This window comes from Candidatus Viadribacter manganicus (assembly GCF_001679665.1).
Classification (GTDB): Bacteria; Pseudomonadota; Alphaproteobacteria; order Caulobacterales; family Aquidulcibacteraceae; genus Vitreimonas; species Vitreimonas manganica.
On the sequence record NZ_CP013244.1, the window covers coordinates 2,907,930 to 2,919,840 of the forward strand.

Genomic DNA, 11,911 nt, shown 5'->3' on the forward strand with positions numbered 1-11,911 from the left:
CTAACATGTTTCCAATTATCGGCCTCGTCGTTGTGTTCGGCATGGTGTTCGGGGGCTTTATGCTCGCGGGCGGCCACTTTGAAGTCATCATCGAAGCTGCGCCGATGGAATTCATGATGATCTTCGGCAGCGCCGTCGGCGCCATGATCATCTCCAATGACATGCACGGCCTCAAAGGCGTGATGGGCGGCTTCGGCATGGTGATGTCCGGCCCGAAGTGGAATAAGAAAGATTACTCAGACCTTCTGGCTCTGCTCTTCCAGCTGACGAAGCTGATGAAGACAAAGGGTGTCGTCGCGCTCGAAGCGCACATCGAAAAGCCCAATGAGAGCCCGATTTTCCAAAAGTACCCCAAGCTTTGCAAAGACCACTTCGTGGTCGATTTCATCTGCGACACGCTTCGCATGATGACCATGAACCTCGACGATCCTCACCAGGTCGAAGACGCCATGGAAAAGCAGATTGAAAAGCACCACCACGAAGCGCTGCATCCTGCGCACGCGTTGCAGGGCATGGCCGACGGCTTGCCGGCGCTCGGCATCGTCGCGGCCGTGTTGGGCATCGTGAAAACGATGGGCGCTATCAATGAGCCGCCGGAAGTTCTCGGCCTCATGATCGGTAAGGCGCTCGTTGGCACGTTCCTCGGCGTGTTCCTCGCCTACGGTATCGTTGGTCCGATGGCGTCGCGCTTGAACTCCGTCATCGAGCACGATGCGCAGTTCTACAAAATCATCCGCGATGTGCTCGTGGCGCACTTGCACGGCAACGCGGCCCAGGTTTCAGTTGAAATTGGACGCGGTTCGGTGCCGAGTTCAATGCAACCGAGCTTCGCGCAGCTTGAAGAAGCACTGGCAACAGCCGCTGAAGGCTAGTGCTAGGCCTGACTTCGCCACAGTGAGCTATGCAGATATGCATGGGCCTGTCGCGCCTCACCGCTTGCCAATGCGGTTAATCCTTGGCATGGAGTCGCCTCCTTGCGTTGGGGGTAGACCCTGGCGCTGAGACGAGGGGTAGAACCTATGACGAAGTTCAAGTTGGGCATGGCGGCTGCTGCCGCTGCCGTTCTCGCCTTCGGCGTCGCGGCCTGCGGCCAAACGACGGCGACGACGGAAGAGCCGGCTGCGGTTGAAGAAACCACGACCGAAGCTCCGGCTGAAGCTGCTGCGACGACCGAAGCTCCGGCCGACGCTGCTGCGACGACCACGGAAGCTCCGGCGACCACCACGCCGTAATCTACGTTCACACGTAGTTTTCGCGACGAGCCGCCCGAAAGGGCGGCTCGTTTGCGTTTAGGGTCACCAAATGCCGCGTCTGCCGCCTGCACCCGAGCTGCAATGGAGCGAAGATTTCACCTCGCTCAGGGCGACTGCATTCGATGATATTTACTTTTCCAAGGACGGAGGGCTCGCGGAGGCCGATGCTGTGTTCCTGGCAGGAACCGGATTGCCGGAACGCTGGCAAAATAGGGATCGTTTCGCCCTGTGCGAGCTTGGTTTCGGCACGGGTTTGAACATTTTGGCGCTCTGGCGCGCCTGGAAAAAGACACGATTACCTCATGCGCAATTGCATATCTCCAGCATCGAGTCATTCCCTCTAGCAAGGGATGACGCCGCCAGAGTTTTGCGAGCATTTCCAGGCGTTTCTGAACTCGCCGAGCAGCTTCTAGCGCGCTGGCCGGTACGCGCTTACGCGCCGCAACGCCTCTGGTTCCCTGAAGATGGCCTCTCGCTGACGCTGTTGACGGGCGATGCTGAAACCGTCTTGGGCGGCCTTACGGGTGCGTTCGACGCCTGGTTCCTCGATGGTTTTGCCCCCGCGCGCAACCCTGGGATGTGGTCGCCGGCGCTGTTCGAGCACATCGCCCGCCTAAGCGCCCCTGGCGCGCGCGCCGCGACCTTCACGGTGGCTGGCGATGTTCGGCGTGGTCTGGAAGCAGTTGGCTTCACGGCCGAGAAGAAGCCGGGGTTTGCCAAGAAGCGGGAGCGCCTAGAGGCGACATGGCCGGTGGAGGCTCTTCCGCAACCGCGCGGCATCTACCCCTTCGTGGCCATCAATCCAAAGCGCGTGGCCGTCCTAGGCGCCGGCATAGCGGGCGCCAGCGTCGCGCAGGCGCTCACCCGCCGCGGGATTGAGGTTGTCGTGCTCGAAGCAGCGCGCGGCCTTGGCGCGGGCGCCAGCGGCAACCCCGCCGGCCTTGTGATGCCGCGGCTCGATCGCGCCGGAGCCCTCAGCGAAGTCTATCTCGCCTCCTACCTTCATGCAGTCGCTGCGTACGAAGCCATGGGTGTGCTTGAGGCCTGTGGCGTAGAGCAGCGCGCTCGCGATGGCGGCGAGGACGCGCTCGCGGATCTGCTGGATGATCCGCCGCTGCCGGCTGATTGGTTTTCACGTTTGCCAAGCGGCGCTGCGTTGCACGCGCGCGCCGGTATGGTGCGTCCGCAAGCGGCCATCAAGCGTATGCTCGAAGGCGCGACACTGATCACGGAATCTCCAGTGCAACGCCTCGACCGAGAGGGCGAGGGCTGGATCGTTCGCGCGTTGGATGGACGCGCTCTGCTGAAGGCGGATGCTGTTGTGCTCGCCTGCGGCGCGGCTCTGACACAGTTCGAGCCCGCAGCCTTTTTGCCTATCGCGCTTTCAAGCGGACAGATCGAGTGGGGAGAGGGGGCGCCGCCAACCCACGCGCTCACCCACGGCAGCTACGTTGCGCCTTTTGATGGCGGCGTGCTCTTCGGCGCCACCTTCGACAAGACACCAGCGCCGCCAGCCGATGCACGAGCTCGCAATTTATCGGCGTTGCGCGACCTCGCGCCCGATGTCGCCGCCAATGTCGATGAAGCGAGCTTGCACTCGCGCGCGTCTGAGCGCGCAACGACCCCCGATCGCGCGCCGATCGCAGGCCTCCTGCCGGATGCGCCGGCATGGTTAGCGCAGTACGCGGATCTCGCGCATGGCCGCGCCGTGACCACAAGCCAAGCGCCGCCGGCGCATTCCGGCGTTTACGTTATCGGCGGTTTAGGTGCGCGCGGCCTCACGTTGGCGCCATTGCTTGGCGAAGTTATCGCCAGCGAAATGTGTAATGAACCTGGGCTGTTAAGTCAGCTCGCGCGTGACGCGATTCATCCGGCCCGTTTTCTGCATAGGGCGCTCAAACGGCGTTAAGGCCGAGTTTGGGTTAATCGCAATGGCGTTCGATGCAGGCGTCCGCACGACGGACACAGTTAATTTCTTGGACCTTGAATTTAGTGGTTTGAGTCTCGATGCGGCGCTTGATGCAATCTGTGCGCGCGCCAGCTTGAGCTTGCCGTTTGCCTATGTTGCAACGCCGAACGTCGATCACGTCGTCGGTCTCGCCAAAGAGCCGGGCCGGCGCGCGCTTTATGATCGTGCGTGGATGCTGCTCAACGATAGTCGCGTGCTGAGGGGGCTCGCGCGCACGGCCAATGTCGATCTGCCAGTTGCGCCAGGTTCGGACATTGCCGAGCACTTGTTTGACACAGTGATCGACAAGTACGAGCCGGTAACCATCATCGGTGGCGATCGCGCCAGCATCGAAGAGCTGAAACGCATCTATGATCTGCGCGACCTGCGCTGGCATGAGCCGCCGATGAATTTGAAGCACAAGCCGGGCGCCATCGTGCGCGCTGCAGCGTTCGCGGCCGCGCAGCCGTCCCGCTTCACCTTCATTTGCGTGGGTGCGCCTCAGCAAGAGATGATTGCTTACGCCATCGCCCAGCACGAGGACGCGCGCGGTGTTGGCCTCTGTGTTGGCGCCGCGCTGGATTTTCTCTCCGGCGCCGCTGAGCGCGCACCGCGCTGGATGCAGGCGATAGGCCTTGAATGGCTGCATCGTTTGGTGAGCGAGCCCGGCCGTCTTTGGCAGCGCTATTTAGTGACCGGTCCCAAGGTGTTTTCACTGTTCGCCGAATGGCGCGCTTCGATGGCGGCGTGAAGCTCCGCTTGGCGCTTTTCGTCGATCGGGTAATTGCGCAGCGTTAGAGCTGCGAGGACGCACAGCACGATCGGTACAAAAATGAAGAGCGCCGATAGCGTCATCAGCGCTTCTGGCGTGTTGTTCGCGCCATTTACAGATTCAAATCCGACAAGCCCGAGGATTGCGTACGTGATCGGGCCGAGCGCCGCGCCGGCTTTTGATGTTGTGAGCAGCAGGCCAAAGAACAGGCCCGAGCGGCGCGCGCCTGTGTTCAGTTCATCTTCATCGACGACGTCGGCCATCATCGTGCGTGTGAGTAGTACACCACCGCCGTTGCTCAGCCCGGCAACAAACATGAAGGGCGCGGCGAGCCAGATGTCGCCTGCGGGTAAGACGAAAAGGATCGCTGTCGTCACGGCTGTGTAAATAAACGCACCGGCCAGCGCGCGATGTTTGCCCCAGCGCCGGGCGGCGAACCACCAGATCGGCACGCCCACGAGTGCGGCGACGAAATAGAGTGCGAGGAGCGCCTGGGCCGTATTGGTGAAACCAAGGACGAATTGGAAATACCAAAGGAAGAGTCCGCCCGAGACGCCTTGCGAGATGCCAAGCAAGAAATCGGGAAGCAGGACGCGCTGGGCCGAACGGCTCGCGATGAGAGTTTTGATCGTTTCGATCAGCGTCAGATGATGCTGCGGTGGACGCTTTTCTTCTGGTACAAACACGACTGCCAGCGCTGTCGTCACCGGAAGCAGAAATACCATGGTCCAGCCCATAGCCATGACGGCGGCGCCGTTGGCGCCATCGCGATCGTCACCGAATGCGAGCGCAGCGATACCGGCGATAACGAGCATGAGCACCTGGCCGATAGCGCTGGCGAATTGCACAGCGCCGAGCACGTGCGTGCGTCCGTGATAGGTGGGCATCAGTTCGCCCGCCCAACCTAGATGCGCGATCATCATTGCGGCGTAAGCGCTATAAAGGAGGAAGACCGTGAGCGCAGCGATGGCAATCGGCACGCCCGGCCAAAGCCCGATGAACAATATCCAGATCAGCATCATCAAGGGTGGGCATGCGGCCGTGAGCCAGAAGCGCCGCCGGCCCCACGGATGGATCGTGCGATCCTGAATGTTGCCGAGGGTTGGATCGATGATGATGTCGGCGATGCGGACGCCGAGGAAAATTGCCGATACCCAAAAAAGCGGGATGCCGAGATGCGAGGCAAAGTAGGGCGGAATAAAAATGATCGTCGGCAACGAAAGCGCCAGAAGCGGCGCGGCGGGCGCTGCGAACGCCGCGATTTCCCAAGCGGAGACCTTGCGCTCGCGCGTCGAGGTTTGCGTCACTGTTCCTCCCACCCATACTCCGCGCGGAGCTGGGCTTTCGTTACAGCGTACTCTCTAGAAGTGTCGGCGCGGGATCAACCGCCGCGAACTGTTTGCGTCAGCGATGCGATGAGCGTTTGATTTGCCGCTACGACAGCGCCGGTCTGCATGAAATCGCCGCCATCGAGTTCATTCACGGTTCCACCCGCTTCACGCACAAGCACGGCGCCGGCGGAGATGTCCCAAATGCCGAGGTCGCGTTCCCAGTAACCATCGAAACGGCCGGCGGCGACGTAAGCGAGGTCGAGCGAGGCTGATCCGAAGCGGCGAACACCGGCCGTCTTTGCGATCACACGTTCGATTTCACCCAGCGCTTTCTTGTGGTCGCCTTTGCCGTGGAAGGGGGTGCCGCAGGCAAACAGTGCGTCGCGCATGTCTGTGCGGCCCGCAACGCGCAGGCGCCGGTCGTTGAGGTAGGCGCCTTGGCCGCGTTCGGCCCAGAAGAGTTCGTCGCGGATCGGATTGTAGATGACGCCGGCTACCAGCACGCCCTCGCGTTCGAGCGCGATGGAGATCGCGAAGTGCGGGATGCCGTGCAGGAAGTTGGTGGTGCCGTCGAGCGGGTCGACGATCCAACGATTGGTTTTATCGGTGCCCTCGACGACGCCGCGCTCTTCCATCACGAAGCAATAGCCCGGACGCGCTTTAGAGAGTTCTTCAAATAGTGTCTTCTCAGCCTTGAGGTCTGCGGAGGTGACGAAATCGCTCGGGCCTTTGCGTGAGACTTGGAGGTTCTCGACTTCACCGAAATCGCGCGACATAGGGCGCGCAGCTTTGCGCGCGGCGGCGATCATCACATTGAGGAGAGCGGAAGCTTGCGGCATTTCTGACCTTAGGGGAGCGCGGCTAGCTAGCAGGGCGCCCTACACGCGGCAAGGGCGGGGCGCTGTCCTGGGGAAGGCTTGCGCGGCGAACAAGGCTATAAACGCTGCAAAATAGCGCGCGCTGCCCACACGCCGGTGGCAAAGCACGCTTGAAGCAGGTAGCCGCCGGTCGGCGCTTCCCAATCGAGCATTTCGCCTGCGGCGTAGGTGTCGGGGATGGCGCGAAGTTGGAGGCTTTCATCAACCGCATCCCAGCTTACGCCGCCGGCGCTGGAGATGGCGCGCTCCAGCCCGCGTGCAGAATTTAGCTCCACCGGAACGGCCTTGATCCGTGCCGCGAGCGCCTCGGTGTCGCGCGGCGGCGCGCCATTTTCATAAAGCAGGCTGATCGCCAACGGTGAAAGGCCAAGCGCCTTGCGTAGAGTCGACGAGAGGGTGTCGCTACGCTTTGCACGCGCGAGCTTCGCGGCGATATCGGCCGCAGTGAGATCAGGTCTTAAATCGATGCTGATTGTGAGCGGTGTTTGACCGCGGAGTTCGCTGGTGAGCGCATAGATCGCGCCGCCTTCGATGCCATACGCCGTGATCATCACTTCGCCGCGCACCTCGCGCGCGCCGTGGCGCAAAGCGATCGTCTTCAATGGCTCGCCCGCGAACTTTGTACGCAGGTGCTCGCTCCATGCGACATTGAAGCCAACATTGGCAGGCGCGAACGGTGAAACGGTTACCCCGCGTGCGCTTAAAATCTCGCGCCATGATCCATCCGAGCCCAAACGCGGCCAACTGGCGCCGCCCATCGCAAGGAGCGTGGCTTCGGGCCGAACCTGTTCGCCGCTGTCGAAGAGCAGCGCGCCATCTTCGCTCCAGCCGCGCCATGTCGTTCGCGTGCGAATCCCCACGCCCTGCGAACGCAGGCGGCCGAGCCAATTGCGCAGGAGCGGCGACGCCTTCAGCGCTTTGGGAAACACGCGTCCGCTTGAGCCGACAAATGTCTCAGCGCCGCGTTCATCGGCCCACGCACGCAAACCTTGCGGCGTGAAGGCGCTCAGAATTGGCGCCAGGCGTTCGCTGGCGGCGCCATAGCGCGCGAGGAAGCGCTCGTAGCTTTCCGAATGGGTGAGGTTCAACCCGCCGCGACCCGCCATTAGAAATTTGCGCGCCACGCTCGGCATGCGTTCGTAGACAACCACACGCTTGCCGGCGGCGCTAAGAACGTCCGCCGCGATCAATCCTGCCGGGCCGGCGCCGATAATGGCGATCGGCGCGTCACTCATGCAGGTGGCTGCACGCTTCGATCTTGTTGCCGTCAGGATCGCGCACGAAGGCGCCGTAATAATCCGGATGATACTCGGTGCGTAGGCCGGGGCGGCCGTCCTCAATGCCGCCTAGCTCAATCGCGGCGAGATAGAAGGCGTCTACCGCTTCGCGCGTCGTGGCGCGAAAGGCGATGTGTACGCCGTTGCCCATGCTGGCGGGTTGCCCATTGATCGGCAGCTGAATCCAAAAGCTCGGCTTGTTCGGTTCGCCATATCCAACGCCGACCAATTGGCCGTTCACTTCAACAGGATAAACCGGCGCCAATCCCAAAGGTGCGAGCGCGGCATCATAAAATGCCTTCGAGCGTCGAATGTTGGTTACGCCGACGGAAACGTGGTCGATGGCCATGGCTGCTCCTTCAGGGCCAGCGCGCGAACCAATTGAGCGTGCGTGACAGCGCAAGCTCGCGCGCGGCTTCGTTGTAATCTGAACTGCCGGCGCGGCAGAAGCCGTGGCCAGCGTCGTACAGATAGAGAGGCGAGTCCGGCGCCGCTAGACGCACCGTCTCAACATTTTCCGGCGAGATCGAACTATCGCGCGCGCCGTAGTGAAGCATGGTCGGGATTTTAGGCTTGTGATCGAGAATGTTCGCAATCAACCGGCCATAGAAACACGACGAGGCCTTGAGGCCCGTACACGCCGCCGCCGCCATCCAGGCCCCCGCGCCGCCATAACAAAAACCGGTTACGTAGACCGGTTGCGGCAGTGCATCGATCGCCGCTTGGATGTCGGAGACGACTTGCGGCCATGGCGATTTCATCACCGCGCCGATGCCGCGTTGAATGCCATCCTGGTCATGGCCGGCGTGAAAGCCCTTCTCAATGCGATCGAAGAGGCTGGGCGCAATTGCGTGGTATCCCGCATCTGCGAACACGCCGCAGATATCGGCGATGTGGTCGGTCAGGCCGAAGATCTCCTGGATCACCACCACACCGCCAATGGGCGCCGACGCCGGCGCATGGGAAAGGGCGGTGAATTCGAACTGGTCGATCTTGCTGGTCAGCGTGATTGTCATGGCCGCTCCGTCGCACACGTGCGACCGTTCGTCGAGGTCACGGCAGATCGCGCGAAGTTGAGCGCGTTGTCACTGGCGCACCCGCTCGGGCGAGATCATGGTCACGCTCGTCATGGGGTTGATCTGCTACCTGAAGGTGATCGCGGCAGGCGCTATAAGTTGCCTGTTCGCGGCCAATGCTGCCGCCGAATGTCTCGACGCCCCCGATCTTGCCGCCTACCAAACCGCAACGCCTCAAGATTTCGCGCTGGGTCCCACGCGCACCGATCGGCTCGGCCGTGTCGTCGCGCCAGTCACGGTCAACGGGCAGGGGCCGTTTCGCTTTATCGTTGACACCGGCGCCAATCGCTCCGTCATGTCAGACGATCTCGCAGCGCACCTGGGGCTGACGCCCAACGGCTTCGACAATGTGCACTCGGTGCACGGGGTCAGCGTCGCGCCGCTCGTGAGCGTTGATCGGCTCCAATATGGCGATGTCGCGCTCAATGGCGAAGACCTGCCGATGCTTAGTGGGCGTGTGCTCGCGGGCGAGCAGGGCCTGCTCGGCGTCGACGGCATGAGCAATCGGCGTCTGCGCATGGATTTCGAGCGCAATTGCATCGAGATCGTGCTGTCTCGTGACGCGCGGCGCCTGCGCGGCTGGTCCACCATCGAAGGCGACATGCGCTTCGGTCATCTCGTCGTCGTGCGCGGCAGCATCAACGGCATTCGTGTGCGGCTGCTGCTGGATACGGGCTCGGATTCTTCCCTTGCGAACCTGGCGCTACGAGACGCCTTCAATGCGCGCTTGCGCCATCGCCCGCGCGAGGAAGAGACCATCGCCTACACCGCTGGATCCACTGTGAGGCTCGAAGACGCCATCCTCATTCCCAGCATGCGTTTGGGCGAACTCGAAGTGCGCAACGTCACGGCTTACGTTGGCGATTATCATATCTTTCAGCTGTGGAATCTGACCGAAGAACCCGCGCTCCTCATCGGCATGGACGTGCTTTCGCAAGCACGCGGTCTCGCCATCGATTACGGACGGCGCACCGTTCATCTACAAATCCGGGACCGCCTGCGCTTCGATACGCGCCTGCAAAACTAGATCTTCGAGGCCGTTGGCGTCGGTCCAACGCCGAAGAGCTTGCCGCGCTCGGTCCAGAGCACCGCGAGTAACGTCGCTGCACCCGCCGCCGCGAGCCCAATCGCAAATGGCGTTGCTGTACCGTCGAAAGCACGCGCGATGAGCGCGCCTAAAGCGGCGCCTCCTGTGGCTGTCACGGCGCCGAAAATTGCCGACGCCGAGCCGGCAACACGCCCCACCGGCTCCATTGCGAGCGCGTTGAAGTTGGAAGCGATGAGGCCGAACATGGCGAATGTCAGCGCCGCCATGCCGGTGAACACCCAGAAGCTCGCAAGCCCCAATTGCGCGAGCGCCGCCAGCACCAACGCCGACAACGTAAACCCGATCGCCATGGTGTGAGAAATCCGCCGCATGCCGTGGCGGATCACGAGCCTTGAATTCATGAACGTACCGCAGGAGATCGCGATGGCGATCGATCCGAACGCAATCGGAAATGCCGGTCCCAGCCCATAAACATCGACGAACAGCTGCTCAGATGACGTGATGTAGCCAAACAAGCACGCCGTCACGAACGTCGAGGCGATCATATAGCCGACGGTTTGTCGCTGGCTGAGAACAGAAAGATAAGCGCTCGTGATGGCGGGAATGTTGAACTGGCGCCTGTTCTCCTCCTTCAGCGTCTCGGGCAAGCGCAAGAACGTCCACGTCAGCACGAGCAGGGCGTAGATCAGTAGCGCGGCGAAGATCCATCGCCATGGCGCCACGAACAAGATCAATTGCCCAAGCCCCGGCGCGATGATCGGCACGATCATGAACACCGTCATCGCCATCGACATGACCTGCGCCATGCGCCGGCCTTCGGTGAGATCGCGCACAACGGCTGTCGCGATCACGCGCGTTGCGGCCGCGCCCACGCCCTGCATCGCGCGCGCCGCGAGGAAGAGTTCAAAGCTCGGCGCAACCACGCAAAGGATGGAGCCCGCGATGTAGATCCCGAGCGCATAGATCAGCACGCTCCGGCGCCCGAACGCGTCCGCAAGCGGCCCGTATACGAGCTGCGCGATGCCAAATAGTGCAACATACGCCACGACCACCAGCTGGCGGTCGTTGTCGTTCGCGAGCTGAAAGCTCTCGCCGATTTGCGGCAAAGCCGGCAGCATGATGTCGATGGCGAGCGCGTTCAGCGCCGAAAGCGACGCCACCATTGCGACGAGTTCGGGCGTTGAAAGTGTGCGTGCGGCGGCGCTCGCGCCCTCAGGCATTGAATCGGAAGTGCATCACGTCGCCTTCTTTGACGACGTAGTCCTTGCCTTCAAGGCGCATCTTGCCGGCTTCCTTCGATCCGCTCTCGCCCTTGTAGGTGATGTAGTCATCGTAAGAGATCGTCTCGGCGCGAATGAAGCCCTTTTCGAAATCGCCGTGAATGACGCCGGCCGCTTGCGGCGCCGTCCAGCCTTTTTGGATCGTCCAGGCGCGCGCTTCCTTGGGCCCCACGGTGAAGTAGGTCTGAAGCCCCAGAAGATTGTAACCGGCATGGATGAGCTTGGTGAGGCCCGGCTCTTGGAGGCCGACCGTCTCCAAGAACTCAGTTTGCTCTTCGTCTGAAAGCGCGGCGATCTCAGCTTCGATTTGCGCGCAGATGACAACGCACGCGGCGCTCTCTTGCTTGGCGCGTTCCTGAACGCGCGCAGTGTGATCGTTGCCGCCGGCGGCGTCAGCCTCGTTGACGTTGCACACGTAAAGGACGGGCAGGGCAGTCAGAAGCTGCAGCATCGAGAATGCTTTTTCTTCTTCTGCTGCGCGCTTGGTGTGGCGCGCCGGCTTGCCATCCTCAAGCAAAGCCTTCGCGCGCAACACAAGTTCAAGTGTTAGCTTCGCGTCCTTGTCGCCGCCCTTTGCCTTCTTCTCGAGATTGTTCACGCGCTTATCGAGGCTCTCGAGATCGGCGAGCATCAGTTCGGTCTCGACCGTCTCCAAATCCGCGATCGGATCGATGCGGCCTTCCACGTGCGTGATGTCGTCATTCTCAAAGCAGCGCAGCACGTAAGCGATGGCGTCGCACTCGCGGATGTTCGCGAGGAATTGGTTGCCCAGACCTTCGCCCTTCGAAGCGCCGCGCACGAGGCCGGCAATATCGACAAAGTTCATCCGCGTCGGGATGATCTCTTTCGAACCCGCGATCGCGGCGAGTTTCGTCAGCCTCGGCTCAGGCATCGCCACTTCACCGACGTTCGGTTCAATCGTGCAAAAAGGATAATTGGCCGCTTGCGCAGCGGCCGTCTTGGTCAGCGCGTTGAAGAGCGTCGACTTGCCTACGTTCGGCAAGCCCACGATGCCGCATTTGAAACCCATGAAACTCTTGTCCTTCTG

General features: G+C 61.8%; 12 protein-coding genes. 5 read left to right on the top strand and 7 right to left on the bottom strand.

Annotation, left to right across the window (positions count from 1 at the left end; all coding sequences use genetic code 11):
• The first annotated feature begins 5 nt into the window (after window positions 1–5).
• The 4 genes from motA (at window position 6) to ATE48_RS14880 (ending at window position 3,952) form a co-directional block, all read left to right on the top strand.
• A complete protein-coding gene (gene motA / locus ATE48_RS14865; protein ID WP_066772810.1) occupies window positions 6–872 on the top strand; it encodes a flagellar motor stator protein MotA in 867 nt (288 codons plus the stop codon).
• A gap of 147 nt (window positions 873–1,019) precedes the next feature.
• A complete protein-coding gene (locus ATE48_RS14870) occupies window positions 1,020–1,232 on the top strand; it encodes a hypothetical protein (RefSeq protein ID WP_066772812.1) in 213 nt (70 codons plus the stop codon).
• Between the two features lie 70 nt (window positions 1,233–1,302).
• The gene (gene mnmC / locus ATE48_RS14875; RefSeq protein WP_066772814.1) at window positions 1,303–3,162 is read left to right on the top strand and encodes a bifunctional tRNA (5-methylaminomethyl-2-thiouridine)(34)-methyltransferase MnmC2/FAD-dependent 5-carboxymethylaminomethyl-2-thiouridine(34) oxidoreductase MnmC1; all 1,860 of its coding nucleotides are present in this window, start codon (window positions 1,303–1,305) and stop codon (window positions 3,160–3,162) included.
• A gap of 22 nt (window positions 3,163–3,184) precedes the next feature.
• A complete protein-coding gene (locus tag ATE48_RS14880; RefSeq protein ID WP_066772818.1) occupies window positions 3,185–3,952 on the top strand; it encodes a WecB/TagA/CpsF family glycosyltransferase in 768 nt (255 codons plus the stop codon).
• Here ATE48_RS14880 and ATE48_RS14885 read toward each other — a convergent pair.
• The 5 genes from ATE48_RS14885 to ATE48_RS14905 all read right to left on the bottom strand — a co-directional run bounded on the left by ATE48_RS14885 (window position 3,886) and on the right by ATE48_RS14905 (window position 8,475).
• Window positions 3,886–5,280 carry an MFS transporter gene (locus ATE48_RS14885; RefSeq protein WP_066772820.1) on the bottom strand — a complete coding sequence of 465 codons (1,395 nt, stop codon included), beginning with the start codon at window positions 5,278–5,280 and terminating at the stop codon, window positions 3,886–3,888. The two genes, ATE48_RS14880 and ATE48_RS14885, sit on opposite strands and share 67 nt — an antisense overlap.
• 74 nt (window positions 5,281–5,354) lie before the next feature.
• Window positions 5,355–6,143 (bottom strand): inositol monophosphatase family protein, encoded by a 789-nt coding sequence (locus tag ATE48_RS14890; RefSeq protein WP_066772822.1) that lies wholly within the window; start codon window positions 6,141–6,143, stop codon window positions 5,355–5,357.
• Window positions 6,144–6,238: 95 nt separating this feature from the next.
• Window positions 6,239–7,417, bottom strand: coding sequence for a BaiN/RdsA family NAD(P)/FAD-dependent oxidoreductase (locus tag ATE48_RS14895; RefSeq protein WP_066772824.1), 1,179 nt, complete (start codon window positions 7,415–7,417; stop codon window positions 6,239–6,241).
• Entirely contained in the window at window positions 7,410–7,808 is a 399-nt protein-coding gene (locus ATE48_RS14900) for a VOC family protein (RefSeq protein ID WP_066772826.1), read from the bottom strand. Before ATE48_RS14900 ends, ATE48_RS14895 begins: the two co-directional genes overlap by 8 nt.
• Before the next feature lie 10 nt (window positions 7,809–7,818).
• Window positions 7,819–8,475, bottom strand: coding sequence for a dienelactone hydrolase family protein (locus tag ATE48_RS14905; protein ID WP_066772828.1), 657 nt, complete (start codon window positions 8,473–8,475; stop codon window positions 7,819–7,821).
• Window positions 8,476–8,572: 97 nt separating this feature from the next.
• Between ATE48_RS14905 and ATE48_RS14910 the strand changes: the two genes are divergently transcribed.
• Window positions 8,573–9,562 (top strand): retroviral-like aspartic protease family protein, encoded by a 990-nt coding sequence (locus tag ATE48_RS14910; protein WP_066772829.1) that lies wholly within the window; start codon window positions 8,573–8,575, stop codon window positions 9,560–9,562.
• Here the strand turns inward: ATE48_RS14910 and ATE48_RS14915 are convergent.
• Both ATE48_RS14915 and ychF read right to left on the bottom strand, forming a co-directional pair.
• Entirely contained in the window at window positions 9,559–10,803 is a 1,245-nt protein-coding gene (locus ATE48_RS14915) for a multidrug effflux MFS transporter (protein ID WP_066772831.1), read from the bottom strand. The genes ATE48_RS14910 and ATE48_RS14915 overlap by 4 nt on opposite strands.
• The gene (gene ychF, locus ATE48_RS14920; RefSeq protein WP_066772833.1) at window positions 10,796–11,893 is read right to left on the bottom strand and encodes a redox-regulated ATPase YchF; all 1,098 of its coding nucleotides are present in this window, start codon (window positions 11,891–11,893) and stop codon (window positions 10,796–10,798) included. Before ychF ends, ATE48_RS14915 begins: the two co-directional genes overlap by 8 nt.
• Window positions 11,894–11,911: the final 18 nt, after the last annotated feature.